This window comes from Actinopolyspora xinjiangensis (assembly GCF_900104475.1).
In the GTDB taxonomy this organism is placed as follows: Bacteria; Actinomycetota; Actinomycetes; order Mycobacteriales; family Pseudonocardiaceae; genus Actinopolyspora; species Actinopolyspora xinjiangensis.
In genome coordinates this window covers 121,931-147,230 of sequence record NZ_FNJR01000010.1, presented here as the reverse complement: position 1 = coordinate 147,230, position 25,300 = coordinate 121,931, and the positions used below count along the sequence as shown (strand labels likewise).

The 25,300-nt window shown below is 68.4% G+C and carries 25 protein-coding genes; 12 read left to right on the top strand and 13 right to left on the bottom strand.

The features are described 5' to 3' along the window. Positions 1-97: 97 nt before the first annotated feature. The 6 genes from BLQ75_RS16015 to BLQ75_RS15990 form a co-directional block, all read right to left on the bottom strand. Complete coding sequence (locus tag BLQ75_RS16015; RefSeq protein ID WP_092603289.1) at positions 98-868, bottom strand: 2,3-dihydro-2,3-dihydroxybenzoate dehydrogenase; 771 nt, start codon at positions 866-868, stop codon at positions 98-100. Positions 869-913: 45 nt separating this feature from the next. Then, on the bottom strand, positions 914-2,131 hold the full coding sequence (locus tag BLQ75_RS16010; RefSeq protein ID WP_092603130.1) for a 3-deoxy-7-phosphoheptulonate synthase: 1,218 nt from the start codon (positions 2,129-2,131) through the stop codon (positions 914-916). A gap of 473 nt (positions 2,132-2,604) precedes the next feature. Then, positions 2,605-4,458 carry an asparagine synthase (glutamine-hydrolyzing) gene (gene asnB, locus BLQ75_RS16005; protein ID WP_092603128.1) on the bottom strand — a complete coding sequence of 618 codons (1,854 nt, stop codon included), beginning with the start codon at positions 4,456-4,458 and terminating at the stop codon, positions 2,605-2,607. Positions 4,459-4,533: 75 nt separating this feature from the next. After that, positions 4,534-4,998, bottom strand: coding sequence for an AtaL-like protein (locus BLQ75_RS16000; RefSeq protein WP_092603126.1), 465 nt, complete (start codon positions 4,996-4,998; stop codon positions 4,534-4,536). A 75-nt stretch (positions 4,999-5,073) separates the two neighbouring features. After that, positions 5,074-5,835, bottom strand: coding sequence for an SDR family NAD(P)-dependent oxidoreductase (locus BLQ75_RS15995; protein ID WP_092603124.1), 762 nt, complete (start codon positions 5,833-5,835; stop codon positions 5,074-5,076). Positions 5,836-5,940: 105 nt separating this feature from the next. Further along, positions 5,941-7,623, bottom strand: coding sequence for an FAD-binding oxidoreductase (locus tag BLQ75_RS15990; RefSeq protein ID WP_092603122.1), 1,683 nt, complete (start codon positions 7,621-7,623; stop codon positions 5,941-5,943). A 283-nt stretch (positions 7,624-7,906) separates the two neighbouring features. Here BLQ75_RS15990 and BLQ75_RS15985 point away from each other — a divergent pair, with 283 nt between their 5' ends. The 3 genes from BLQ75_RS15985 to BLQ75_RS15975 all read left to right on the top strand — a co-directional run bounded on the left by BLQ75_RS15985 (position 7,907) and on the right by BLQ75_RS15975 (position 12,850). Next, positions 7,907-9,361 (top strand): MFS transporter, encoded by a 1,455-nt coding sequence (locus BLQ75_RS15985; RefSeq protein ID WP_092603120.1) that lies wholly within the window; start codon positions 7,907-7,909, stop codon positions 9,359-9,361. A gap of 296 nt (positions 9,362-9,657) precedes the next feature. Continuing rightward, the gene (locus BLQ75_RS15980; protein WP_092603118.1) at positions 9,658-10,653 is read left to right on the top strand and encodes a transaldolase family protein; all 996 of its coding nucleotides are present in this window, start codon (positions 9,658-9,660) and stop codon (positions 10,651-10,653) included. Between the two features lie 238 nt (positions 10,654-10,891). Further along, positions 10,892-12,850 (top strand): helix-turn-helix domain-containing protein, encoded by a 1,959-nt coding sequence (locus BLQ75_RS15975; RefSeq protein WP_170837531.1) that lies wholly within the window; start codon positions 10,892-10,894, stop codon positions 12,848-12,850. Here the strand turns inward: BLQ75_RS15975 and BLQ75_RS15970 are convergent. The 3 genes from BLQ75_RS15970 to BLQ75_RS15960 all read right to left on the bottom strand — a co-directional run bounded on the left by BLQ75_RS15970 (position 12,844) and on the right by BLQ75_RS15960 (position 16,666). Next, entirely contained in the window at positions 12,844-13,974 is a 1,131-nt protein-coding gene (locus BLQ75_RS15970) for an IS701 family transposase (RefSeq protein WP_092603114.1), read from the bottom strand. The genes BLQ75_RS15975 and BLQ75_RS15970 overlap by 7 nt on opposite strands. Positions 13,975-14,195: 221 nt before the next feature. Continuing rightward, the gene (locus BLQ75_RS15965) at positions 14,196-15,668 is read right to left on the bottom strand and encodes a saccharopine dehydrogenase NADP-binding domain-containing protein (RefSeq protein WP_092603112.1); all 1,473 of its coding nucleotides are present in this window, start codon (positions 15,666-15,668) and stop codon (positions 14,196-14,198) included. Between the two features lie 89 nt (positions 15,669-15,757). Continuing rightward, entirely contained in the window at positions 15,758-16,666 is a 909-nt protein-coding gene (locus BLQ75_RS15960) for a LysR family transcriptional regulator (RefSeq protein WP_244515616.1), read from the bottom strand. A gap of 232 nt (positions 16,667-16,898) precedes the next feature. Here BLQ75_RS15960 and BLQ75_RS15955 point away from each other — a divergent pair, with 232 nt between their 5' ends. After that, on the top strand, positions 16,899-18,188 hold the full coding sequence (locus tag BLQ75_RS15955; RefSeq protein ID WP_092603110.1) for an MFS transporter: 1,290 nt from the start codon (positions 16,899-16,901) through the stop codon (positions 18,186-18,188). Positions 18,189-18,383: 195 nt separating this feature from the next. Next, positions 18,384-19,019, top strand: coding sequence for a class I SAM-dependent methyltransferase (locus BLQ75_RS15950; RefSeq protein ID WP_211481406.1), 636 nt, complete (start codon positions 18,384-18,386; stop codon positions 19,017-19,019). A 253-nt stretch (positions 19,020-19,272) separates the two neighbouring features. On the opposite strand, the gene BLQ75_RS15945 is transcribed toward BLQ75_RS15950, so the two are convergent. From BLQ75_RS15945 to BLQ75_RS15935, 3 genes are read right to left on the bottom strand one after another with little or no spacing between them, the layout of a single operon-like run. Continuing rightward, a complete protein-coding gene (locus BLQ75_RS15945) occupies positions 19,273-19,725 on the bottom strand; it encodes a hypothetical protein (RefSeq protein ID WP_092603108.1) in 453 nt (150 codons plus the stop codon). Further along, entirely contained in the window at positions 19,719-19,964 is a 246-nt protein-coding gene (locus BLQ75_RS15940; RefSeq protein WP_092603106.1) for a hypothetical protein, read from the bottom strand. The genes BLQ75_RS15945 and BLQ75_RS15940 overlap by 7 nt, the downstream gene beginning before the upstream one ends. Continuing rightward, entirely contained in the window at positions 19,961-20,218 is a 258-nt protein-coding gene (locus BLQ75_RS15935; protein WP_092603104.1) for an HC3 family zinc finger protein, read from the bottom strand. Before BLQ75_RS15935 ends, BLQ75_RS15940 begins: the two co-directional genes overlap by 4 nt. Positions 20,219-20,366: 148 nt before the next feature. Between BLQ75_RS15935 and BLQ75_RS15930 the strand changes: the two genes are divergently transcribed. The 7 genes from BLQ75_RS15930 (at position 20,367) to BLQ75_RS15900 (ending at position 24,141) form a co-directional block, all read left to right on the top strand. Continuing rightward, positions 20,367-21,215 (top strand): helix-turn-helix domain-containing protein, encoded by an 849-nt coding sequence (locus BLQ75_RS15930; protein WP_170837530.1) that lies wholly within the window; start codon positions 20,367-20,369, stop codon positions 21,213-21,215. Then, complete coding sequence (locus BLQ75_RS15925) at positions 21,212-21,400, top strand: DUF397 domain-containing protein (protein WP_043578239.1); 189 nt, start codon at positions 21,212-21,214, stop codon at positions 21,398-21,400. The genes BLQ75_RS15930 and BLQ75_RS15925 overlap by 4 nt, the downstream gene beginning before the upstream one ends. Before the next feature lie 135 nt (positions 21,401-21,535). Further along, on the top strand, positions 21,536-21,724 hold the full coding sequence (locus BLQ75_RS15920; protein ID WP_092603100.1) for a DUF397 domain-containing protein: 189 nt from the start codon (positions 21,536-21,538) through the stop codon (positions 21,722-21,724). Between the two features lie 148 nt (positions 21,725-21,872). Beyond that, positions 21,873-22,061 carry a DUF397 domain-containing protein gene (locus tag BLQ75_RS15915; RefSeq protein ID WP_092603098.1) on the top strand — a complete coding sequence of 63 codons (189 nt, stop codon included), beginning with the start codon at positions 21,873-21,875 and terminating at the stop codon, positions 22,059-22,061. Positions 22,062-22,605: 544 nt separating this feature from the next. Further along, positions 22,606-23,427: a DddA-like double-stranded DNA deaminase toxin gene (locus BLQ75_RS15910; protein ID WP_170837529.1), complete on the top strand. Its 822-nt coding sequence runs from the start codon at positions 22,606-22,608 to the stop codon at positions 23,425-23,427. Further along, on the top strand, positions 23,424-23,966 hold the full coding sequence (locus BLQ75_RS15905; protein ID WP_170837528.1) for an Imm1 family immunity protein: 543 nt from the start codon (positions 23,424-23,426) through the stop codon (positions 23,964-23,966). The genes BLQ75_RS15910 and BLQ75_RS15905 overlap by 4 nt, the downstream gene beginning before the upstream one ends. Before the next feature lie 52 nt (positions 23,967-24,018). Beyond that, complete coding sequence (locus BLQ75_RS15900) at positions 24,019-24,141, top strand: DUF397 domain-containing protein (protein WP_244515614.1); 123 nt, start codon at positions 24,019-24,021, stop codon at positions 24,139-24,141. Between the two features lie 69 nt (positions 24,142-24,210). On the opposite strand, the gene BLQ75_RS15895 is transcribed toward BLQ75_RS15900, so the two are convergent. Then, positions 24,211-25,263, bottom strand: a complete 1,053-nt coding sequence (locus tag BLQ75_RS15895) for an NAD(P)H-dependent flavin oxidoreductase (RefSeq protein WP_092603090.1) — start codon at positions 25,261-25,263, stop codon at positions 24,211-24,213. Between the last annotated feature and the right edge of the window lie 37 nt (positions 25,264-25,300).

The window sequence follows — 25,300 nt, the reverse complement described above, 5'->3', positions numbered from 1 at the left end:
AGAAGGACTTCGTAACCGTTCTCTCGGCGCGGTCCCGTCACCGAACGCTTCGGCCACGGTGCCGGGCCGAACGCGCGGGAGCCGCCGAGAAACAGGCTCAACCTCCGAGCGCCGCCCCGCCGTCGACCGTCAGGGCGTGCATGGTGATGTGCGAGGCACGGTCGCTGAGCAGGAAGACCACCGCGTCGGCGATGTCGGAGGGCAGCGCGAGCTTGCCGAGTGGAATCCCCACGCGGTACTTCTCGGGAACCCCCGCGATCGTCGCGTCACGCCCGGTCTCGTCCTGCCACATCGACCCGAGCATCGGTGTGTCGGTGGAGCCGGGAGCCACCGTGTTGCACCTGATGCCGTACTTGGCGACCTCCAGACCGAGGGTCTTGGTGAACATGGTGGTCGCCGCCTTGGAGGCGGCGTAGGCCGCCATGTCCGCTCGCGGTGTCTGCGCGGCGTTGGAGGCGACCGTGACGATCGCGCCGCCACCTCTGGGCACCATCCGGTTGACCGCCGCCCTGGAGACGTGGAACACACCGGCCGTGTTCACCGCGAAGGTGCTCGACCAGTCCTCGTCGGTGAGGTGACGTGCCTCCCCCAGCCGCAGCACGCCCGCCGCGTTGACCACGTAGTCCAGCGGCCCCAGCCGGGTCTCGACGGTTTCCACGATCTCCTCGACCCGCTCGCTGGAGCTCACGTCGGCGGGAAACGCCGATACCTCGTTCCCGTCGACCGCGATCTCGGCCACTTTCCCGCGCAGCGCTTGCTCGTCCCGGTCGACCGCGGCCACCCGCACACCGTTCCTGGCGAGCTCGCGGACCACCGCTTCGCCTATTCCTCCCGCCGCACCGGTGACGAGAGCCGTTCTGTTCCGCAATTCCGACACCCTTCGTCCGATCGTCCTCGCTGGCGCGGCGCCGGTTCAGCGCCAGGCCGAAACGACGCGCAGCGCCTGTTCGGAGTTGAGCCGGGGGTCGCACAGCGTGGTGTAGTTGTGGTTCACTCCGTGCGTCGTCGCACTGTCCGAAACGCACTCGGTGACGTCCTCCGGTGTCGTCTCCAGGTGCAGACCCCCGGCGACACCTCCCGCGCTCTCCACCGCGTGCTGGAAGTTCCGGACCTCGTCGACCACGGTGCCGACCAGTCGGGTCTTGATCCCGTCGGCGCGGCTGACGGTGTTGGCGTGCATGGGATCGCTCAGCCAGATCACCGGGTGCCCCGAGGCTCGCACGGCACGCACCAGCGGTGGCAGGCACTCACCGACCTTCTCGGCTCCCATGCGGGCTATGAGGGTGAGCCTGCCGGGAACGCGTTCCGGGTCCAGCCTCTCGCAGAGCGCCACGATCTCCTCGGCTGTCATGGTGGGGCCGACCTTGCACGCCACCGGGTTGACCACACCGGAGAGCAACGCGACGTGCGCCCCCTCGACCTGGCGGGTGCGCTCCCCGATCCACGGCCAGTGGGTGGAGCCGAGCACCGGCACGCCCGTCGGATCGCGGCGGGTCAGCGGCAGCTCGTAATCCAGCAGCAGGGCCTCGTGGCTGGTCCACACCGGAGGGTCGATGAGGGATCCGGTGGCCGCTCCCGGCCAGCCGAGCAGGTTCATCACCTCCCGCGCGGCCCGGTAACCGCTCAGCATCCGCTCGGGGTTCGGAGCACGGTCGTGCTCGGTCGGTTCCAGGGTGTTGACCATGTGGCCGCGGTAGACGGGCAGTTCACGACCGTCGATCCACTCGGTGGGCTTGGAGCGTGGTTTGCCGAACTGGCCCGCTATCCGGCCCACGCGCAGCACCGGTTTGTTGGTGTTCATCTTGAGCACGCCCGCCACGGACTCGAGCAGGCCGGTCTTGCGGGCGACGTGCTCGGGGGTGGACTCCGCGGGATCCTCGGCGCAGTCACCGGACTGCACGATCCGCATCTTTCCCCTGGCGACGTCGGCCAGCAGGCCGCGCAGCACCCGGACGTCGACCGCGTCGACCAGCGCCGGTAATCGGGACAACCGCTCACCGACGTCTGAGGCGTGCTCACGGTCGGGCCACTGGGGTTGCTGCTGGGCGGGGCGGGACAGGACGTCCTCGGCCACCTCGCCGAGTCCGACGTCGCGGGATTCCGAGGGAATCGACTCCGACAGCGAAGTCATCCCGGATCACCTCTCCTCGAAAAATATGGTCAAAATCTCGTGACAACACCGGACGACTCTACCCGGAAAAACGATCACAAACAGCGAACAGGACACACTTCGTCAGATACCCGAATCGAAAAACACGAAAATCAAACCCCCGGCGAAGCAGCCCGACAGCACCGAAAGAAAACGAAAATCGGAATTCACGGAGAAAATTCTCTAACCCCGACCGCGGGCTCACGTTCCGGGGAGCGTCCGCCCCAGAAAAACCGGCCCGCCTCACGACGGGCCGGCGGGGAGAACGAGCGGATGGACACGGTGCCCGACTCAGGGCCTCTCGGCTCTCCTCCGGAGGGGAAGCCGGTGTGGTGACCGGCCATTCGGGGAGGCCGTGACACCACGCCCCCGGTTCGCGCCCGGCCCCGAGCCGCCGTGAGGCTCACCACCGGCGCCCCGGCGGGACCGAAGCCGCGGGAACGACCGCTCGCGGCTCAGAGCTCCACGCGGACGTTGTACTCGGTCACCCAGTTGTCGAACTCCACCAGCCTCTCCAGCACCGCGCGGGCTCCCCACGGTCCGCCCACGCCGTAGGTGCCGAACGGTTCGTCCAGCAACGAGCGAATCCCCGATTCGGGGACCAGGTCCAGCACGGGGGAACCCTTCGTGAGCAGACCCTCGACGCGCTCGCGCAGCGCCGTCTCGTACTTCTCGTCCTGGGTGGACGGGTAGGGGTTCTTCTTCCGGTCGAGGGCCGAGTCCGGCAGCACACCGCGCAGCGCCTCACGCAGCAAGCTCTTCTCCCGACCGTCGAAGTTCTTCATCTCCCACGGGGTGTTGTAGACGTACTCCACCAGCCTGTGGTCGGTGAACGGCACCCGGACCTCCAGACTCGCGGCCATGCTGATGCGGTCCTTGCGGTCGAGCAGGAAGTTCTCCCAGCGGGTGAGGTTGAGGTAGGTCAGCTCCCGCATCCGTTCACGGGTACCCGTCTCCCCTTCCAGGCGTGGCACCTCTTCCAGCGCCTGGGTGTAACGCCGCTTGACGTACTCGTCCATCTCGAGCCTGTCCCAGAGCCCCACCTGCCGGAGAGCGCCGATCCCGCCCGCCTTCTCGAAGGGGTGGTGCCAGGGGAACGTGTCCGCCTGTACGGCCTCCTCGTCGTGGAACCAGGTGTAGCCCCCGAAGAGTTCGTCGGCGGCCTCACCGGACAGCGCGACCGTCATGCGCTTGCGCAGTTCGCGACACAGGACCAGCAGGGAGTACTCCATGTCCCCGGTCGAGACGGGCAGGTCCTGGGCGCGCAGCACGGACTCGCGCACCTCCGGATCCAGGACGTCCTGGTTGTCCAGCTCGACGATGATGTGCTCGGCACCGACGTGCTCGGCGACCTCTATCGCGAAGGGGGTGTCGGGGTCCTCCCACTGCACGTTCGAGGCGAACCGCTCGGAGTGCCCCTTGAAGTCGACGGAGAAGGCCTGAACCGGCTGCTCGTGCCCCTTCTCCCGCAGCGCGCGGGCGGCCAGGGCGGTCACCGCGCTGGAATCCATGCCACCGGAGAGCAGCGTGCCCACGGTCACGTCGGCGACGAGCTGGCGTTGAACGATGTCCTCCAGCAGTTCGCGCACCTTGCGGATCGTGGTGTCGAGGTCGTCGGTGTGCGGGCGGGCGCGCAGCTGCCAGTACTGGGTGGTGTGCTGCCCGTCCCGGCCGAAGCGCACCACCGTGGCCGGCCGGACCTCGTGCATGCCGCGGAACACGCCGTGTCCGGGGGTTTTGACTATGCCGAAGATCTCCCGCAGCCCGTCGGCGTCAACGACCGCCTCGGCCTCCGGGTGGGCGAGCACCGCCTTCGGTTCCGACCCGAACAGCACACCGTCCTCGGTGGGGTAGTAGTACAGCGGTTTGACACCCATCCTGTCCCGCACCAGCAGCAGTTCCTCGCTGCGCGGGTCCCAGATCGCCATCGCGTAGATCCCGTTCAGGCGCTCCGGGAACTCCGCGCCCCACTGCTGGTAGGCGCGCAGCACGACCTCGGTGTCGGTACCGGTTCGGAACCGGTGACCGAGCTCGGCCAGTTCGTCCCGGAGCTCCCGGTAGTTGTAGACCTCGCCGGTGTAGCTGATCACGGGTAACGAGTCGTCCTCGGCTTCGGCGGGCATGGGTTGAGCGCCCGCGGCCGGATCGATGATGGAGAGCCTGCGATGGCCGAGCAGGGCGTGCTCGGAGACCCAGGTCCCCCCGTCGTCGGGGCCACGGCACTCCATGGTCCTGGTCATCGCGTCGATGATTTCGGTCTGTCCGGTCAGGTCACGTTGGTAACTCACCCATCCGGTAAGTCCGCACATGATATCGGCCTCTCACGAGAAGGGATCCGAGTCTGCCGGTGTCGAACTCGGATGATGTCGAAAACCGGGACCGCCTCACACCGCGGTCGAGGGGTGCCGCACGGTGGCTTCCACGATGGTCAGAAGTGAACCGGCGAAGAGTGAAGAGGTCTCCTTCAGGAATTCCCGGTCGCTCATCGCCTTTCTCTCACCCTCCTCCGAGAGGGTGACTTCGAGGACGAAGTGGAATTCGCCGCCCGACTCGAAGACCTGGTTGACCACGCGGTCCACGTCGATCGGGTCCCTGACGTCGAACACGAAACGACCGTCCGAGCCGTAGGTGACCCGTTCCACGACGCGCTCGCCGCTGCTGTACGTGATCTCCCGGAGAATCCCGTCGTGATAGCGCTCGTGAACCTCGCAGGAGGCTATGTAGGGAATGTAGGCAGCGGGGTTCTCGGCCTTGTCCCGCATGCTCCGCATGATCTCGTCCCGATCGAGCCGCAGGCCAGCCCGTGTCTCGGCGGGGCGTAACGGGACGGTCCAACTGAGTACGGTCATCGTAGCGTCACACCGCCTTGCGGATGTTCGAGGAAGAACCCGGCACCCGTTCCCGGGTGCCGGGTCGGTGGGACCTCACGCACTGGCCCCGCCGTCGACCACCAGGTCGTGACCGACGACGAAGCTGGCCTCGTCGGAGGCGAGCCAGAGCACCGCCGAGACGATCTCGCTCGGGTCCGCCAGCCTGCCCGCCGGGATGCCACCGGTGAGCCTGGCGGCGCGGTCCTCCTCGGACTCACCGGGCAGGAAGGTCATCTTGGTGTCGGACGCACCAGGGCTGACGACGTTGATCCGGATACCGTCCTGGATGTGGTCACGCGCGGCCGACCGGCTCATGTTGCTGACTCCGGCCTTGGAGGCCACGTAGGGGCCGACACCGCCGAACCTGGCGTGGTCACCGATGTTGGAACCGGCGTTGACGATGACACCGCCACCGTTCTCGCGCATGTGGTTGATCTCGTGCTTCATGCACAGGGCCACACCGGTCAGGTTGATGGCGATCACGGAGTGCCAGGTACTCTCCTCGGTGTCGGCGAACGCGCCCGGCATGGGGAAGATACCCGCGTTGTTGTGCGCGATGTCCAGGGAGCCGTGACGGCTCACAGCGGTCTGCACACCGTTGCGCACCGACGCCGAGTCGGTGACGTCGACGTTGACCGCGCTGGCCCTGCCGCCGTTGTCCTCGATCGTCTTGACGGTCTGGTCGGCCGTCTCGCTGTTGTGATCGGCGACGACCACGGTGGCTCCCTCGGCGGCGAACGAGAGGGCGCTCCTCCTGCCGATGCCGGACCCTGCTCCCGTGACGAATGCGACCTTGCCGTCGAAACGTGCGGCCATCTTTCTTACTCCCTAATCGTAGCGGATACCTTTTTCACTTTTCCGACCGAGCCGGTATCACTTGACTTCGGACGGACGAACCACCGCTCCACACTCCACGTCGCCTCACGCGGAGGGCAGTTTTATCGACTGCGAGTGGCGGAAGAAATTGGTCGGGTCGTAATTCTTCTTGACCCGCTGGAGTTTCGGGTAGTTGTTCTTGTAGTAGAGCTTGTACCAGGGGACGCCGGACTTGTTGTGCTCCGGGTCGGTTATGTCCATGTCCGGGTAGTTTATGTAGCAACCGTCGGCGCGGTCGTCCGGAACCGGATATCCACCCTTTTCCGCGAATATACCATTGTATATGGACCTGCACCAGTTCACATTGGCCGAATCATCCGACTTCCGCGACCAGAAGCTCTCCACCAACACCTTGAACGCCGAGTCGCGCTGCGCCGAGGCCGTGGCGTCCGGGGCCACCGAATTGATGGCGCCGCCGTAGGAGAGCAGGACCATTATCGAGTTCGGATTGGCGTGGTCGGTGCGTGTCAGCTGTTCGTACATGGTCGCTATCTGCTTCTCGGTGAAGCTCCGCTTGAGATAGCCCGACTTGTAGTCGGCACGCATGGTCGGATCGTTGAGCGTGGGGTTGTTGGTTCCGAGTAATCGAGTGGCGCGGAACCAGGGCAACCGCACCGGCTGGTAGAGCTCGGGAGCGGCGCTCATCTCCCCGACCGGCTCGCTGAGCGGGCGGGTCCGCACGTTGGCCCCCGCGAAGAGCCTGTCGAGGTAGTCGCGCAGCAGGGAATCGGCGTTCGGGTCGGAGCCGTCCACCACGGTCAGCAGACCGGCGCTGCCGTTCGCCTTGTGGTTTACCAGCAGGAAACTGGACAACGACGCGCCCGGGGAACCCGGAGCGCTGTTGTTCTCGAACCAGGTGCCGTAGTTCTTGACCAACCGGGTGAAACTCGCGCTGTCCAGGTCCGACCAGGGGATCGAGACGGCGTTGACCAGCAGCTCCTCCGGCGGACGAGGAAGCAGCGAGCCTGGGTCGGTGGCGGTTACGCCGGGGGACCTGAACCAGTAGCGGGTGACCACTCCGAAGTTTCCACCACCGCCGCCGGTGTGCGCCCACCACAGGTCACGGTTCGGATCGTCGGCCTCTCTGGTGGCGATGACGGACTTCGCCCTCCCGCTGCCGTCCACGGTGACCACCTCCACCGCGTACAGGTGGTCCGCGATCAGCCCCTCCTTCCTGGAGAGAAGACCGTAACCACCGCCGGGGACGTGACCGCCCATGCCGACCGAGAAGCACATCCCGCCCGGCAGGGTGACCCCCCAGATCTTGAAGAGGGTCTCGTAGACCTCCATCAACGTCGCGCCCGCCTCGACCACGAACGCCGATCGGCCCTGATCGAAATAGATGTTCTTCATCTCGCTCATGTTGATCACGACATCGACGTTCGGGTTGTGCACGAAGTCGGCGTAGCAGTGCCCCCCTCCCTGGACGGTGAGGCGTTTGTTCGCGCTCGCGGCCTCTTGAACGGCCTTGACCACCTGGTCCGTGGTCGCCACCATGCGGATGTGATCGGGCTTGCTGACCCAGCGCTGGTTCATGCCCTTGGTCAACTCGGGGTAGCGCAGATCGTTGGGTCCGATCTTGACCGAGTCGAACGGCTGTCCCGAGGCACTCGTCTCGACGGCCAGCGCCCTGCCCGCACCGCTCCCACCGCTCGCGGCGGCGATGCCCGTGGCCGTCAGAGCTCCCGCAGCACCGGTGAGCATTCTTCTCCGATTTAAACCACTCATGGTGAACATCCTCGTCAAGTAAGATTCGAACGCGTCGCGGAACGGAAAGGGGCGCGTTTCGACGAAAACCTCGCGCCGACCACACCGTCCCGTTGTCTCCCCCAGGGAGCCGCCACACATCCTGGGAATCGATCGAAGTGATCGGCAACCCGATCCGCACACTTCGTCAGATCGAGTGGAAAACAGGCTCGGACCTGACGAAATGAGGAGGCTCGGTTGCCGGGTACACCGGAGGTTCGCATACTCCGCACGGAAACAAAAGTCCGGAATTTCGAGGTGTTCGATGACTGTCGGTTCCCAAGACGCCGCCGCCTGCGCGGAAGGAGGACGACGCAGCGGACAGTCGCGTTCGAACGCGGCCTTCTTCCTGCTGGCCGCGGTGCAGATCGTGCTCATCATGGCGATCACGATGCTGGCGGTGGCGCTGCCCAGGATCGAGGCGGAGCTGGGGCTCTCCGCGAGCCGCCTGACGCTGGTCAACGCCGCCTATGGCCTGTCCTTCAGCGGTCTGCTGCTGCTGGGCGGTCGAGCAGCCGACCTCTACGGTCGTCGGCGGCTGTTCACGACCGGCCTCGCGCTGTTCGGCGGCGCCTCCCTCACCGCGGGGATCGCGCCCGAGTTCTGGACGCTGACGATCAGCAGGTTCCTGCAGGGAGCGGGCGCGGCACTGGCGGCCCCGGCCGCCATGGCACTGGTGGGGGCAGTCTTCCCCGATCCGGGCCGACACGCGCGCGCCATGGCCGTGTGGGGCGGTCTGTCACCGATGGGAGCCGCCGCGGGGACGCTTGCCTCCGGAGCCGTCTCCACCTGGGTGTCCTGGCGCTGGACGTTCGCCGTGCCGGTGGTCGCCGCGGTGCTCGCGCTGGCGCTGAGCGGACCACTGCTCCCCGCCGGGAAGACGAACGTGCGGGGCGGACTCGACGTCAAGGGCGCGGTGCTGGCGACGGCGGGGCTGACCGCGCTCAGCTACGGCCTGGTCTACGCGGCGGAGCACTCCTGGATCTCGCTGGCCGTGCTCGGTCCGATCGCGATCAGCGTGGTGCTGTTGGCGACATTCGCGGTCGTGGAACGGAAGACGGCGGACCCGCTGCTGCCGCTGGACTTCCTGAAGTCCGGGCACCGGCTCGGTGCCCTGTGGGTGATCCTGGCGGGCGCCACCGCGATCTCGACCATGTTCATGCTGATGTCGTTGTACTTCCAGCAGGTGGCGGGTATGTCCCCGCTCGGCACCGCCGCCGCGTTCCTGCCGTTCAGTCTGGTGCTGTTCCTGTCCGGCATCTCCGTGGCACGGTTGGTCCGCCGCTTCGGTGCCCGCAACGTCACGGTCGTCGGCTCGGTGCTCGCCGCGGCGGGACTGGCGCTGCTCGGGGCCATGGCGGCCGACAGCCCGTACGTGGGCACCCTGCTGGCCGGACTGCTGGTCCTGCCGGTCGGGATCAGCATGATGTTCTCCGGCGCGACGGTGAAGGTCTTCTCGCGAGTGGACGACGAGCGCTCCGGGCTCGCCGGGAGCCTGGTCAACACCGCCATGGAGACCGGCCCGACCGCCGGGCTGGCACTGCTGGTCTCGCTGGCGACCGCGCACACCGGTTCGCTGCTGGACGAGGAGACCGGAGCGCGGTTCGCGGAGACGGCCGGGTACTCCTTCGCGTTCAACACCGCGGCGGTGGCCCTGCTCGGCACGGCCGTGCTGACGCTGTGGACGCTCCGGGAACGACCGAGGCGTCAGGAGAGCTGATCGGACGTCACCCGGTGAGGAGGACCACCCCGCGCCCGGAGGCGGGGTGGTCGATTTTCGGCCCACGGCAACGGCGGCACGAAAAAAGCGTCCCCGCCGCACCACCGGAAAGCAACGCGCCACACCTTCCGGTGGATTTCTGCTAGTATCGCGTGCCGGAGCGGGGCCGGATTCGGCAGCGGCCACGGAAGACGATCCGAATCCTCAGGGAGTTCACCGAATCGCGCGGGAACGGACCTGACGAAGACGGTTACCGCGCTTAACATTCACCCGAATTTCGTTTATCGTTCATCCCTATGATCACCCACGCGGCCAGTGAACTTCTCGAATGCCTCGCCGCAGAGGGAGTGGTCGCCTGGATGACCGGCGATGTTCGTGGCTCCCTCACGAAGCGGGAGTTCGGACGACTGATCGACAGTGGGAAATGGTTCGGCGAAACACTGCGCCACCATGCCGAATCACCGTCCCTGATCCGACGGGCGTGCGACGATTTCCGGAAGACGTACGAGGAGACCGGGGCACGTGACGGTTACGTGTCCGTCCCCCTGCGGCCGCATCCGGGAGACGACGCGCAAGCGCTGGTCGACGCCGCGCGGTCGATGCGCCGTGAGGTGGGGCGCCCCAATCTGCTGGTGCAGCTCCCGGCGACGGACGCCGGAATCGACGCCTACCAGGAATGCCTGACGCGCGGGATCGGGGTGAACAGTACCGGCATCCTATCCGTGGAGCGCTACCGGCGCGTGCTGGACGCCCACCTCACCGGCACCGAACGTGCGCTGGAGGACGGTGTCCGCCTGCACGACATCACGGCGGTGACCTCGCTACCGGTGGGAATCCTCGACGCGGAGGTCAACCGGGAGCTGGACCTGTGCTCCTCCGCCGAGGCCGTGGCCAACAAGAACCGGGCGGGCACGGCGGTGGCACGACTGGTGTACCGGCAGCGGGAAACACACCTCAGCGGTGACTGGTGGCGGGTGCTGCGCACTGCCGGCGCCCGGCCCCCCAGGCTCATGTGGACCGATCTCCGCGCCTGGCACGTACCCGCCCTGGTCGGTTGGAACACGGCTCAGGCGGTCTCGCCCTCGGTGCTGGAGTCGGCCGCGGCGCGGCACTGCTTGCGGGGGGACAACCTGCTGAACACGCACTTGCGGGCGAGCCGCACCGTCAGGACACTGAAATCCCTGGGAAGCGACCCAGAGCTGGTGGCACGTTCACTCGAACCCCACTGCGGAACCCACCGGCACGGCGAGAACACCGGGGCCGTCCCCGAGAACAGCGTTCAGCGGCCCTGACCCGCCGAACCCGTCATCGCGAACCCTTCGGAAACGGACCCGGAAACACTTCACCCGAGCGATCGTTCTCGCCGCGGGCCTCCCCGAGCCACCGCGCCCCGCTCACGATCTGGACATGGCAGGGGATTCGCCCTGTTAGGACAATTTTTTGTCAACTCTGGATTCCGCTATGTCCGGTTAGCGCGAAAACGTTGTTAATCTTGTGCCGCCAGTACGCCGAACTAGGGGGAACGGATCGGTGACCACGCAAAGCGCTGTTCCGGGTGACGAACTGCTCGGTTTCCTCGAACTTCTGGCCTCGAAAGCTCCCACCTCCCGAATAGAACAGTGGGCGGAGCGACTTCGTCAGGAGCACGACGATCCCGAGACAGTGAAGCGGATCGACAGGGCGGACGAACTGGCCCGGCTGGTGGCGAACACCTCACACCCCCTCCCCCAGCGGGACGCGGGCACGGCCGGTCTGGTCGAGACGGCGCGTGACCTGGCCCGCCCGCGGGAGACAGAGCCCCTACTGCGGCTGGTCGTGAAGCGGGCGCGTCTGCTGCTGAACCTCGACATGGCCTGGCTGGCTCTCCGCGATCCGGCGGACGACCACTACAACGTGCGGGCCGCCGACGGACACATCTCCACATTGACCCTCGGTCTCCAGCTCCCCGAGCACGAAGAGCTCGGCGACCGGGCGAGACGGCACTCGGTTCCGTTCTGGTCCGCCGACTACCTCACCGACGACCGGTTCACGCACTCCGAGGCCGTCGCCGAGATGATCCGCGCCGAAGGACTGTGCGCTGTCCTGGCCGTGCCGCTGGTCGATGAGAACACCGACCTGGGAACCCTCTACGTGGCGACCAGAACCGAGCACGTCTTCCGAGGCGAGGAGATCACCCTGATGTCCTCGCTGGGTGAGCTGGTGTCGGTGGCCGTCGATCGGACCAGGCTGCTGGAGAGCACGAGAAACGAGCTCGACGCGCTGCGACAGGACACCTCGGACTCGGTGCACTACTCGCGCGTGGCCCACAAGCTGCACGACACCCACAGTCGGCTGCTCGATCTCGTGCTGCGCGGGTGCGGCCTGCGAACCCTGCTCTGCGAGGCGGCCAAGGAACTCGGCGGAACCCTGCAGCTGCGCGACAACCTCGGCAACAAACTGTGCGCCTCCGGAAAGATCCCGGAGATCGAGGACATCGAGCACCGGTGGATATCGGCCGACGTGTCGGACGGGGAGATCCCCTTCCAACCGCTGCGCAGGATCTGGTCCTGCCCCGTCTCGGCGGGCCAGGAACAGCTGGGCACCCTGCTGATGCGGCGGGAACGAGAGCCGGGTGAGCACGAGCTGCGGCTGTTGTCGCTGTTCGCGCAGAGCGTGTCGATCCTGCTGCTGATCCAGCGCGGCACGGCGTTCGCCGAGGGGCAGCTGCGGGAGGAGCTGTTCGAGGACCTGCTCAACTGCTCCTGGCTGACACCAGAACAGTACGCTGAACGGGCCAGACGGCTGTCGATAGACCTGAACGAACCGCACACGGTGGTGATCGCCCGCCCCGAGGGCAAAGGCCTCGGCAGAGCGGCGGGTTGGGCCTCCTCCTACACGGCACGCCGGTCGGGGTTGAAGAACGTCCGGGGCGACAAACTGGTCCTGCTGCTGCCCGGTTCGGACGCCTCGGCCGAGGGACGCGCGGTCTTCGAGGAACTCTCCGGGCTGCTGGACCATCCTGTCACCGTGGGAGCGGCCGGCCCATTCTCCGGCACCGCCGCACTGCTCGACACCTACCGGGAGGCGGTGCGCTGCCTGGACGCGCTCACGGCGCTGGGCAACACCGGACAGTCCGCCGCCGCCGACGAACTCGGTTTCCTGGGGATGCTGCTGTCCGACAACCACGACGTGGACAGCTTCATCCGCTCGGCCATAGGACCGGTGCTGGAGTACGACGCGGCGCAGTCCACGGAGCTGGTCCGGACGTTGCAGGCCTATCTGCACTCCGGCAACAGCCCCACCAACGCCGCCGAGGCGTTGTACGTGCACCCCAACACCGTCTCCCGGCGGCTGGAACGCGTGACCACCCTGCTGGGACCGGGATGGCAACACCCGGACCAACTGCTGGAGATCCAGCTGGCGCTGCGACTGCACCGCGCCCGCCACACGCTGCGCGAGAACGACGACCGGGTGCTGCTCACCGGCCGTTCCGGCCGAAGTGCTCAGTAGTCCTCGCCGCGCGTGAGCACGCGGGCGGTGTGCGCCAGCGAGGCCAGCGTGATGTGCCGATGCCAGCCGGGAAACGTGCGCCCCTCGAAGTCCCGGAACCCGACTGTCTCACCGACCTCCTCGCTGTCCCGGCTGACGCGGCGGGGGAGTTTGCTGCTCCGCAGCAGAGTCTCGACCGAGGGGGTGCGGGCGTTCGTCAGCCACATGCGTTGCGGTGCTCCTCGCGGGTCCGACCACTCCCCCACGAGGCGAAGCTCCTGCCCCTTGGTGCCCGTGGCCGCCCGCTGCGGTGCCGGAGCGACCGGAACGGCCACGGCCGGGCTGGTGTGGCGGTTTCCGGTGGCCGGGTCGAGCCACTCCACGGGCCTGCGCAGCCCTCGAACCGATTCGAGCAGTCGTCGCGCGGTCAGCGGACCGGCGCCGTATCCCGGAAGTGTGGGGTCGGTGACGACGAAGTGGTTGTCGGTCCGCACCCGCAGCAGGAAGGGGAACGGGGCGGTGGACAGACCGGTGCCGAACACGTCGACGTCGATGGAGTCGTTGTCGAACACCACCGGGGCGCGCAGCGGTCCCCACCGCCGGGCGGCTTCGAGTCCCACGTTCGCCGCGCACTGCCCCAGCGTCTCCGTACCGACCCCCGTCGGGATGGCGGCCTTGCCCCGTCGACTGTGGTCGCCCAGCCACTCCGAGGTGAGGTACAGCCGCCAGTCCACCGGGAAGGACGACCGCCCGTCGGTCAGCCACAGTCCGAAGGCCTGCTGCTTGTTGGCGCACGAGAGCACACCGACCGAGTGATCGCCGGTCTTCGGGATGGACAGCGGGCGCACCACCCACGCGGCGGGGGTGATCCGCTCACGCAGGTGTGCCACGAGCCGCTCGCGCACCGCCGTCCAGTCCCAGGTGGAGCTGTGCACGAAGTGGTGCAGGTTCTGCGCCGCCGCCTCACCACCGACGGTCGTCGCGATGTTGCGGATGGAGCGACGCCCGGTGGTGGACAGCAGGCCGCGTACGTACTGCTCGCCGCGACGTCGCTGGTCTCTTCTGCGTAGCGCCGCGAACACGGCCGAGCAGAGCTCGTCGACGACGTCGTCGTCGGTGGTGGTGGACCTCGTCAGAACACTCATGTCTCGTCTCGCACCTTTTCGGGGAAAGCGCTGTGAAGGACGCTTTCCACGGTGCCGGAACGAGCCGACACCGGACAGGTGCGGCGAACACACGATTCGCCGCTCGTCCGGTGGTGGGAGCACCGGAGGAGCACGATACGGCGCCTCCGGAGGGAGGTCGGCGTGACCACGCTCACGACGGGTGCCCGGCGGGAGCGGTACGGCCCCGTTCGCCGGGGTGTTCAGCGCACCAGGACGCTGGTGAACTGCCAGGGATCCTCGTCCGGTTCCCACGGTGGTGCGTCGAGCCGGTCGTCGGGGCCGTCGAGCGGCGTCCAACCGGTCGGCACGGAAGGGCAGTCGCCGAGGTAGGGCTCGGCGGCCGCCAGCACCTCATCGTGGTCGAGGTCGTCCGGCACGCACAACCCCCGGTTCGGGTGAAACAGCATCCAACGCAATCCCCCGAGCACGGCGGCGGCCACCTGCAGGGTGGTCGCGTTCTGCCCGGGAGCGAGCGAGCGGGCGCGGTGGATGTCCAGGCGGCTGCCGGTCCACCAGCCGCCACGGCCGTGCCCCAGCAGCAGGACACCCAGCTCGTCGGCTCCTCCTACGATCTCGTCGTCCATGATCCGCCGCTCCGACTGCGTCCGGTAGCCGGCCATCCGGAACTCGTGCAACGAGGCCAACGCGGGGTCGCTGGGCAGGTAGGCGAACAGCACGGTGGGTCGGTAGACCGGCTCGCCCTCGTCGTCGCGGACGGTGAGCCGCTCACCGATGGTGTAGGTCTCCCCGTGGCTGATCATCATCCCCAGCATCGGCCCCGTGGTGGGCACCCAGGAGCGGACCCAGGTGCTCATTCCGGTCCGCGCCAGGTAGATCTGGTTGCCCGGCCCGCTCCCGTGCGTGACCGCCCGCGGCGGCAGGCACCGTTCGTGGGTCCCCCAGCCCAGCTCGGCGGGCGCCGTGGCCTCCTCCTGGAAGCCCTTGACCGACCAGGTGTTGACGAACTCGCCGACGCGTTTCGGGACGCTGCCGCGCTGGGTGTCCCGCTCGGAGATGTGGACGGCCTTCGTGCCGCTCGCCATGGCGATCCGGGCGTAGTCGGCCTCCGCCAGCGCGGACTCCAGCTCGTCAGCACCGTCGGGGCGGGGCTCGGCTCCGGCGGAGCGGTCGTCCAGCATCGCGGTGGCGACGTCGTGCAGCGCGCGTTTGGCCAGGTGGCTGACCAGCCCGGGGTTGGCGCCGTGCTCGACCACCGCCGTGGGGCCGGCCGGGTCGAGTCGGGCGGCCAGCTCGTACAGCTCGCCGTGCCTGCGGTAGGTGGTGCGGTCCGCGGCGCTCGTGGTGGAGTCGTTTTCGGACGGCCACATCTCCAGCGAGGTGTCGAGGTAGCGCACCCCGTGGGAGTGGCACCACCGCAGCAGGTCCAGGGAGTCGACGTCCCAGGTGAGGTTGATCAGCACGTCACCCTCGCCGAGCTGCTCCGCCAGGGTGTTCGGGTAGTTCCACCGCGTGATCCGGTGCCGCACGAAGCGCGCTCCCCGTGCCAGCGCCCCTTCGGCGTGGGCCCGCGAGTCGAGCTTGTCCATGATGGTCAGTCGGCGGAAGTCCATGTCGATGTGGCGCAGCAGCAGCGGTTGCAGGCACCGGGAAACGGCCCCGCAGCCGAGCAGCAGCATCCGGCCGGGGAGCTCCACCCGCCAGTCAGCTCGCATGGCACAACGCATACGCCGGTGGCGGGTCGAGGTCCACAACCGGTGGTGAAGGGTAAGTCGATCGGAGTAGCGGCGCCTTCGGGACCGTTTCACTCGGGGGCGGCGTCCGGCGCGGGCGGCCCGGCCGTCACGATGTCGAGGAAGGACCGCAGCACCGGGGGTGTGCTGCCGCGTCGCCAGGAGACGGCGGTCTGCGCCTGTTCGGTGACGTCGCTCAACGAGCGGAAGACGGCCCCCGCGCGGTGCACCCTGCGCATCGAGGCGGGCACCACGGCCACCCCCATGCCACCGGCCACCAGTCCGACGATGGTCTGCATCAACCAGACGTCGCGCTGGACCACCCGAGGGGTGAAGCCCGCGCGTTCGCAGGCCTCGACCACGATCGCGTAGAGCCCCGGCATGCTGCCGTGCCGGGCGGGCAGGATGAACGGCTCGTCGGAGACCTCGTCGAGCCGCACCCGGTCCCGGTCGGCCAGCCGGTGGGTGGCGGGCAGCGCGAGCACCAGCGACTCCTCGGCGACGGCCCGCACGTGCAGCGAGGGGTCCTCGAACGGCAGGTAGAACATCCCGGCGTCGATTCGCCGGTCGTGCAGCCGGTCCACGATCTCGTCGGGGCGCATCTCCTGCAGGTGCAGCGTGACGTCGGGGTACTCCGCCTTGAACTGGCGCAGGATGGGCGGCAGCACCGCGTTGGACGCCGAGGGGATGAACCCCAGCGCGAGCCTGCCCACCAGCCCGCTGCCGACCTCCCTGGTCATCCTGGTGGCCTGCTCGACCTCGTGCAGGATGCGCCGCGCCTCGTCCAGCAGCACCCGTCCCGCCTCGGTCAGCTGGGCACCACGCGCGGTGCGGTTGACCAGGGTGGTTCCCAGCTCCGTCTCCAGCTTGCGCAGCTGCGCGCTCAGGGGTGGTTGCGCGATGTGCAATCGGGCTGCCGCGCGGGTGAGGCTCTGCTCCTCCGCGATGGTCACGAAATACCGCAGGTGTCGTAGTTCCACTTCCGCCGTCCGTCGCAGCACAGCCGTGCCGCATATGTTGATCGTATGACTACCGTCACGAGATGGTATTGGACATATGACTTGGGTCAAAGTCACTCTGCTACCCGACGGTCACCGCTCCCTCCCGGGCCAGGACGAGCCACACCACGGCTCGCCCGCGCGGCGGCAGCGGAGCGCGAACGAATGACCGGTGCGGATTTCCAACCACGTCCAACCCAGCTAGGAGAGTGCTGTGGCGGGTGTTGAAACGACGAGCCGCGCGGGTGCCGCTTGGGTGCTGCCGCTGTGTTGGGCGGCGGTGCTGCTGGACGGCTTCGACCTGGTGGTGCTCGGATCGGTGCTGCCGGTGATGCTCGACGAGGGGGTGTGGGGGCTGACCCCGGCCAGCGCCTCGGTCGTCTCCACGGTCGGACTGATCGGGATGATGGTCGGCGCGCTGACGATCGGCACGGTCACCGACCTGATCGGGCGCCGCAAGGTGCTGCTGGTGGCGGTGTCCACCTTCTCGCTGTTCACGCTGCTGTGCGCGGTCGCGCCCTCGGTGTTCGCCTTCGGGCTGCTGCGCTTCCTGGCGGGTCTGGGCCTCGGCGGCTGCCTGCCGACCGCGATCACGCTGACCACCGAGTACGCGCGCGGCTCCTGGCGCAGCAGCGCCACCACCACGATCATGACGGGCTACCACGTGGGCGCGGTGCTGACCGCGCTGCTGGGGATCGGGCTGATCCCCGCGTTCGGGTGGCACGCGATGTTCGTGGCGGGGGCGCTGCCCGCCGTGGTGCTGGTGCCGCTGATGTGGCGCTACCTGCCCGAGTCCGAGGTCTTCCGGGAGAAGGCGGCGAGGTCCACCGAGTCGCACGGCGCCTCGGCACGGCAGAGCATCACGCTGCTGTTCCGCGACGGCACGGCCCGCTCCACGCTGGCCTTCTGGATCACCTCGTTCCTGGGGCTGATCCTGGTCTACGGGCTCAACACCTGGCTGCCGGAGATCATGCGCACCGCCGGCTACCCGCTGGGCACCTCGCTTGGGCTGCTGCTGACGCTCAACGCCGGTGCCGTGGTCGGGCTGGTCGTGGCGGGCCGCGTGGCCGACAAGGCCGGTGTGAAGGGCTCCACGGTCTGCTGGTTCGGCGCGGCGGCGGTGATGCTGGCGCTGCTCAGCGTGAAGCTGCCCGCCTTCGGGCTGTACGTCGCGGTGTTCCTCGCCGGGTTCTTCGTGTTCAGCGCCCAGGTGCTGGTCTACGCCTTCGTGGGGCGCAGCTACCCGGTGGACAGCAGGGCCACCGGGCTGGGCTGGACCACCGGTGTCGGGCGGATCGGTGCCATCAGCGGCCCGCTGATCGGCGGCGCGCTGCTCACGGCCGGTATCGCCTACCCGTGGGGTTTCTACGCCTTCGCCGCCATCGGTGCGCTGGGCGCGGCCGCGGTGGCGATCGCGGCGCGGCCCGCCCCGCACGCCGAGGAGTCCGCCGAGGCGGCGACCTCGGAGCGGGCGGGTTCGAACGAGTCCGTGGCCACGAGCTGAGGCGACCGGGACTCGGTTCCGTGACGAGTTGCCCGGTGGGGTCGGCGGTGTTCGTGGAGCATCGCCGACCCCACCGGCTCGTCGGCGGCTCGGCGGCCGGTACTTTCGCGCGCGTTTCGGCGTTTCTGCGGGACGCGGCGGTGGTTTCGCAGCAGCATCGGGAGCGGTAACCGCTCGCTGCGCTTGGGAGTCGACGTGGATTCGGACGGCGTGCTGGACCCGGCCGAGGTCTTCGACCAGCTCGGGGCCGACTACGAGGCGGCGTTCCACGAGGCGCCGCTGGTGTGGGAGGGGCTGGACGCGCTGCTGGCACGGCTGCGGCCCGATGACGAGGTGCTGGACCTGGGCAGCGGCACCGGGCGCCCGGTCTCGGAGCGGTTGTCCGGCGCGGGCTGCGGGGTGACCGGCCTGGACGTCTCGGCCACCATGATCGAGCTGGCCCGCCGGCGGGTGCCGGAAGCTCGGTTCGAGCTCACCGACATCCGGGAGCGGGACTTCCCGCCGGAGTCGTTTCACGCGGTGGTGGCGTTCTTCTCGTTCCTGACGCTCTCGCGCACCGAGATCCGCACGATGCTGGAGCGGGTGCGGCGCTGGCTCGCGCCGGAGGGGATGCTCGCGCTGCTGACGGTGCCCGGCGACATCGAGCAGCGGGTGGTGCGCTTCCTGGGGTACCCGATCCGGGCCACCAGCTTCGCCGCCGAGCAGTGGCCGGACGTGCTGGAGGAGGCCGGGCTGGAGGTGCTGTGGAGCCGTTCGGAACCGTTCGTGCCCACCGGACGGAGCCGTGCCGAGACCGAGCAGCACCTGCTGTTGCTGGCGCGGAAGACCTAGACCTCCGCCGGTCCCCGGCGTCCTTCCCGGTCGCGCTCCCTTCCCGGCCGCGCTCCGCGATCTCGCGGGAAATCGACGTGGGATCGGGCCGGGAACCCCGGCGGTCTCCCCGTGGGGTTCGCGGGGGATCGAGGCGGTGCCGGGACGGGGCCGACCCGGGTGTCCCGCCACCGTGTCGGGGGCTGGTCGGAGCACCCGGAGCGTGACGGACCGCGCCGAGGGCGGCGTATGTGGAGATTCGGAAGGGCGGGGCTCAGGAGCTCCGGAGCCGCCGCAGCCCGGCCAGCACCCGGCCCATGACGACCAGGTCCGGATGCTCGGCCACGCTGCCGGAGCCGACCTCGACACTCCCGTCCTCCCCGGCCCCGGCAGCAACCCCGGTACCGGGCGCGGTACCAGCCGCCGCACCTACATCGGCACCAGCGGGCACCGGTGACGGCGCCACCGGCCGCGGCACCGCCGGCGCGAACAGGTGCGGACACCGATCCGGATCAACCAACGGCCATCCGATCAGCTCCACGGTGGGCCGCTCCTCCCGGAAATGGGGCTCCAACCGCAGCGCCGCCAACCTGCGTGCCGCCGGGCCACTGCCCCCGGCATGGCGCGGACGCGAGGCACCCCGCCGCGACCAGAACCGCAGCACCACCGCCACCCCGGCCAGCACCAGCGCGGCCCCCACCGGACCCGCCGAACCCACCATCACCACGACGCCTCACCCCGTTCACCCAGCACACCCGCATCGACCACACCGTCCACGGCCCCACCACCGAACGAGACCGTCGCCGCGTGCTCCCGCAGCAGACGCGCCACCCGCTCCAGCACCACCGCCGTCTCCGCGCACTGCCGCGCCGTGGCCCGACCACCGGCCAGGTCGTAGGCAACCTGGTCCAGCACCCACCGCTCGTGCTTGAGCACGATCACCAACTTCGCCCGATCACCGGTCACGACCGCACCTCCGCCCCGGCACGCCGCTCGATCTCGGCCAACGGCTCCAGCCCGACGAGCTCCCGCGTCCGCTCGTCGCAGTCGCGGCACGTGCCCCACAACCAGGCCACCTCACCCGTCTCGGCCGAGACCTCGACGCCGCACAACGTCGAGACCACCACACCCTCCGGAAACTCCACCCCCGGCAGCGGCACCACGTCCCCACTCGCGTGCCGAGCACCACCACCCGGCACCCACACGAACGGATGCGACACGAGCGATCACCCCTCACTCCGATCAACACCACACCGTTACCAGTGGTGCGTTTGGTTCTGTAACAGATTGTTCGAGGGCACCAATTTGCCGCAATCCCCTGATCAGGTGATCTTCAGGTCCAGAACTCAGCTGGTTATGCTGTGGTGCATGGCTGGTACCACCCCGAAAGCACGTGCGCTCGGCGCCGAGCTGCGTTCCGCGCGTGAAGCGGCGGGAATGGGTCTGCGGCAGTTGGCCGATCTGCTCGAAACCTCGCACGCGACAGTGTCCCGCTGGGAAACCGGGCAGCGGGCACCGAAGCCCGAGGACGTGACCGCCTACCTCGCCACCGTGGGTGGGACCGCCGAGCAACGCGAACAACTGGCTGACCTGGCCAGAGACCCGGACGGCTCCCACTGGTTGTCCGTGGGAATGCCCGAACAGCACCGGCAGCTGGCGACCCTGCTGGAGATCGAGCGAGAGGCCAGCCGGATCACGACCGTCTCACCACTGCTCATCCCCGGCCTGCTTCAGACTGCCGACTACGCACGAGCGATCATGACGACCGGCGGAGTCCCCGCCTCCGAGATCGACACCCGAGTCGCCGTACGGATCGGACGACACGACGCCATCGTGCGGAAGAACCCGGCGCACCTGCGTGCGTTCATCGGCGAAGGCGTGCTCAACCAGCTGATCGGCGACAGCGAGATCATGGTCGATCAACTACGGGCGCTGCTCAAATACGCCGAACTCGACAACGTCGAACTGCGGGTGATCCCCACCAGATGCGGCTGGCATCCAGGGCTCGAAGGCCCGTTCTCGCTGGCTGAATTCGACGGGACCCGCTCCCCTGTCGTTCATCTGGAAAACCGGGTCTCGGCATTGTTCCTGCACGAAAGCGACGAAGTTCAAGCGTATCTGGACGCCCTGGACAGGGTACGCGAAGTCGCCATGAGCCCGGCCGAATCCGTGGGGACTATCGGCGACGCCATCAACGAAACGGAGAGCACACAGTGACCACGCCACACACCTGGCGCAAATCCAGTCGAAGCACGAACACCGACAACTGCGTCGAGGTCGGCCGGTTAGCCGACGGCGCGGCCGTCCGTGACACCAAGGACCGCACGGGTGGGCATATCACCACCACCCGAGCACAATGGGCAGCCTTCATCACGGCCGTCAAAACCAACCGCTTCCACTGACCACACGAAGTCCACGACGGCCCCCGGTAGCCACCCCGGCGCGGGGGCGCCACCAACTCCTCGTGAAATCGCCGGGCACCCGGCCGAAACCGTGGAGCTCACCGACGACGCCACCAACGAAACGGAGAGCACACAGTGACCACGCCACACACCTGGCGCAAATCCAGTCGAAGCACGAACACCGACAACTGCGTCGAGGTCGGCCGGTTAGCCGACGGCGCGGCCGTCCGTGACACCAAGGACCGCACGGGTGGGCATATCACCACCACCCGAGCACAATGGGCAGCCTTCATCACGGCCGTCAAAACCAACCGCTTCGCCTGAGGTCAGCCATTGGGACTGTCTCGGCGAGTCCTCGTGTGCCGGAGAATCTTCTCGATCGGCCGTCTCACACGACTTCCGGATCGACCCTTCCACCACAACGGGGCCAGGATTCTCTGGACGGCACCATCGACGAACAGGAAGAAGCGGTATGAGCCCAGCATCCCACTGGCACAAGTCCAGCTATAGCGGCAACCAAACCAACTGCGTCGAGATCGGCCGGTTAGCCGACGGCGCGGCCGTCCGCGACACCAAAAACCGCGCCGCCGGGCACCTCACCACCACCCGAGCACAATGGGCAGCCTTCATCACGGCCGTCAAAACCAACCGTTTCGCCTGAGGTCAGCCGTTCAGACCGTCCCGGAAAGTGCGCGTGCACCGGGACGGTCTTTTCGCTCGGCCGCGTTTTGACCGGGAACAGGGTCTTCCGCGACGGGTTCGTCCGCTGAAGAGCACTCGCTGTCGGTCGGCGGCGCTACCGTCGCGCCGTGCGACAGCTGCCCGCTTCGCCAGGATCCACGCGCGGACCGAACGAGCCGTCAGCGATGCCCGGGACGTCGCCCGCGACGACGGGGGCGAGGATTCTGCGGCTGCCCCAGAGCAGGATGAGACGCTCCACTGCACGCGGCGCGCCCTCTCCGAAGCAGCGGCCACCCCCAGGAGGCCGCGCGGTGACCGTCCTTCCTGTCGACGTGTCACCGGAAACGCGCGGGGAGTGGAGACATCGAGGCCAACGGCGAGTTCGGCGTCAGGCGTGCCGCACGACCGCCGCTCCTCGGCTGTCTCTCCCGCGATCACCATCGGCGGGCACCGCCGACGACCACGCCAGCGGCAGGCAAGCCACACCCCTCGCGCACGCCGAGACGGAAACACAGGCAGGCACTGTGAGCAGCCTCGAGAAGCTCGGTGAGCAGCTGGCCCTGGTACTGGCCAAACTCGCCGAAGGCCAGGCCGCTCTCCGCCAAGCCCGCCACCGCATCGGCGAAAGCGGCCAGGCCCTGGCCGCCGTCGTCGACGACGACACCCACCCAGACCTGTCGTCCGGCATCTCGGCCCACCGCGAGGCCTGGTCCACCACGACCGAGGCCGGCAAAGCACTCGTTTCGGTCGACAAGGTCATCCGCACCTACATGACCAGCATCGGCGCCCCCGGTGTCGAGACCGCCGGAGTTCCCAGCGATGACGAGGCGAGCCCACCGATGGTCGCCACACCATCGTCGGAGAACACAGCGCGGTCCGACCAGTCGCACGAATTCACCCCCGAGTTCGGCAGCCCCGAATGGCTCGCCGCTGTCGGTAGGCGCATCCCGCCCTCGAACAACTACAGCCCGACCCGGGCCATCGCCTTCGATGATCACGGCAACGAGATCATGTCACTATCAAGCTCTACCGAGCAGGAACTCGGTGACGCTGCCCAGGACTTCTTGACCAAATCCAAGCAGTTCCCTCCGGTTTCTCCGCCGGGCAGCAAGATCGACAGTACCGATCACGCCGAGACGAAGCTGGCCATGTGGCTGCGTCAGCAGCGAGAACGCGGAAGCGCCATCACGCACATGACCGTCGTCATCAATCACCCCTACGTCTGCGGGCCACCGCTGGGATGCCAGCGTGCCGTGCGGGCGCTGCTGCCCCGAGAGGTCACCATGACTGTCGTCTCCGCCGTCTCTCAGCGAGAATGGCCGTTGAAGGGAGTGGCCCCACAATGATCTTGAACGCGGTGATCCACGGGACCTACCACTACGGTGAGTCCCCCCAGCAGGTCGAAGCGCTGATCAACAAGGTCCTGTACGACCTGGACCCGGGCACCCCGTGGGAAGCGATGGCCCCCGGCGAAGATGCCTACTTCAGCTTCGCCACCGCTCGTCACGATGCGGATACCTTCGACTGGTGGCCGGACAACTACCTGCAGATCGCGACGAACCCACGTACCGGCTTCGGAGCGCTGACCTGGACACACACCGAAGAGCGCCGAGTGGTCGACTCCCTTTACGGCCACCGGTGGGTCTCGGTCAACCCGCGCCCTCCCCGGGACCCGGCAGTCATCGGTGACCCGGGATACCCACGCTGGTTCCACCCCGCCTACACCATTCCACTCGACCGCGTGGAAACCGCGATCCGCGAGTTCTGCCGCCGTGGAACAGGTGACCGGCCCGAATGCATCCTGTGGTCCTCGGACGGTGACGATCTCGACCGGTTGTACGTAGACGCACACCAATACCGAGCCATGCTGCGCAACGCCGCATAGCACCCGATGTGCTTGGCAGCGGTGATCACCCGCTTCCTACCTGGATCGGCGCGTGCGCCGAGCTCACGGCGCGACCGTCCGCCACACCAAAAACCGCACCACCGGGCACCTCGCCACCACGCGAGCACAGTGGATGGCCTTCATCGCCGCCCTCGAAACCAACCGCTTCCACTGACCACGAGCTCCCTACGGTGGTGCCCCGGTGCCCGTTCAAGCGCCAGGGCCTCGCCCCCGAGGGGCGCCGTCAACTCCTCGCGAAATCACCGGGCACCGGGCTCCCGGCCTCCTCCCAGAGCCGGGCGGTGATCCGCGCCGCCGGGTCATCACCCGCCTCGCGGTAGCCGGTCCCCGCCCACAGCGCCAGCCCGTCCTGGTCGGCCTGCGCGGCGGCAGCGGCGCGCAGCGGCTTGGTGAGCTGGTTGACCTCCGGGTAGGCGGCCGGGGCGGTGGCGTCGTGCTCGTCGATGAACCGGTTGCGCAGCCCGCGCGCGTTCCTGCCCGAGAACGCCCTGGTCACGGCGGTCTCGGCGAAGCGCGGATCGATCAGCGCGTCCTTGTGCGCGCCGTTCGTCCCTGCCTCGGGGCAGCGCAGGTAGGCGGTGCCCAGCTGTACCGCCGTGGCCCCCGCCCGCAGCGCGTTGGCGATGTCGGTGCCGTCGGAGATCCCACCGGCCGCGAGCAGCGGCAGCTCGGTGGCGGCGCGCACCCGGACGAGCAGTTCGAGGGTGCTCACCTCGTCGTCCGGGGTGTCCACGTGGAAGGTCGCGCGGTGGCCACCGGCCTCGCTGCCCTGCACCGTGAGGGTGTCGGCCCCGTTGTGCTCGGCCCGCCGGGCCTCCTCCACCGTGGTCACGCTCGCCACCACGTGCGTGCCCACCCGGTGCAGCCGCTCCACCGCCGCCGGGGGCGGCGCACCGAACGTGAAGGAGACGATCGGCACCGGTTCGCGTTCCAGCAGGTCGAGCTTCTCCTCGAACCGGTCGCGGTCGGACGGGTCGGGCTGCGGCAGCTTCGCGGCGTAGCGCTCGGCCTCACCGCGCAGTTCCTCCAGGTAGGCGGCCACCGCCTCGCCCCGGTCGGACTGCTCCCCCGGCACGAACAGGTTGACGCCGAAGACCGGGACGTCGCCGCGCAGCCGTTCGATCTGCTCCCGCAGGGTTTCCGGGGACTTGTAGCCCGCCGCCAGGAAACCGGTGCCGCCGGCTTCGGCGACGGCGGCCACCAGTTCCGGGGTGGACGGGCCGCCCGCCATCGGCGCGGCGATCACTGGGATCCGTAGCTCGGAGAAGGCGAACACCGCGTGCGCTCCTGGTCTTCGAGGGTGATCGTGTACC

Excerpts from the sequence above, each read along its gene's own strand:
- BLQ75_RS15995 (WP_092603124.1), bottom strand. The coding sequence starts at position 5,835 with ATGGCCGCACGTTTCGACGGCAAGGTCGCATTCGTCACGGGAGCAGGG.
- asnB (WP_092603128.1), bottom strand. The coding sequence starts at position 4,458 with ATGTGCGGACTTACCGGATGGGTGAGTTACCAACGTGACCTGACCGGA.
- BLQ75_RS15905 (WP_170837528.1), top strand. The coding sequence starts at position 23,424 with ATGATCTTGAACGCGGTGATCCACGGGACCTACCACTACGGTGAGTCC.
- BLQ75_RS15990 (WP_092603122.1), bottom strand. The coding sequence starts at position 7,623 with ATGAGTGGTTTAAATCGGAGAAGAATGCTCACCGGTGCTGCGGGAGCT.
- BLQ75_RS16010 (WP_092603130.1), bottom strand. The coding sequence starts at position 2,131 with ATGACTTCGCTGTCGGAGTCGATTCCCTCGGAATCCCGCGACGTCGGA.
- BLQ75_RS15980 (WP_092603118.1), top strand. The coding sequence starts at position 9,658 with ATGATCACCCACGCGGCCAGTGAACTTCTCGAATGCCTCGCCGCAGAG.
- BLQ75_RS15985 (WP_092603120.1), top strand. The coding sequence starts at position 7,907 with ATGACTGTCGGTTCCCAAGACGCCGCCGCCTGCGCGGAAGGAGGACGA.
- BLQ75_RS15965 (WP_092603112.1), bottom strand. The coding sequence starts at position 15,668 with ATGCGAGCTGACTGGCGGGTGGAGCTCCCCGGCCGGATGCTGCTGCTC.
- BLQ75_RS15915 (WP_092603098.1), top strand. The coding sequence starts at position 21,873 with ATGAGCCCAGCATCCCACTGGCACAAGTCCAGCTATAGCGGCAACCAA.
- BLQ75_RS16000 (WP_092603126.1), bottom strand. The coding sequence starts at position 4,998 with ATGACCGTACTCAGTTGGACCGTCCCGTTACGCCCCGCCGAGACACGG.
- BLQ75_RS15930 (WP_170837530.1), top strand. The coding sequence starts at position 20,367 with ATGGCTGGTACCACCCCGAAAGCACGTGCGCTCGGCGCCGAGCTGCGT.
- BLQ75_RS15970 (WP_092603114.1), bottom strand. The coding sequence starts at position 13,974 with ATGAGTGTTCTGACGAGGTCCACCACCACCGACGACGACGTCGTCGAC.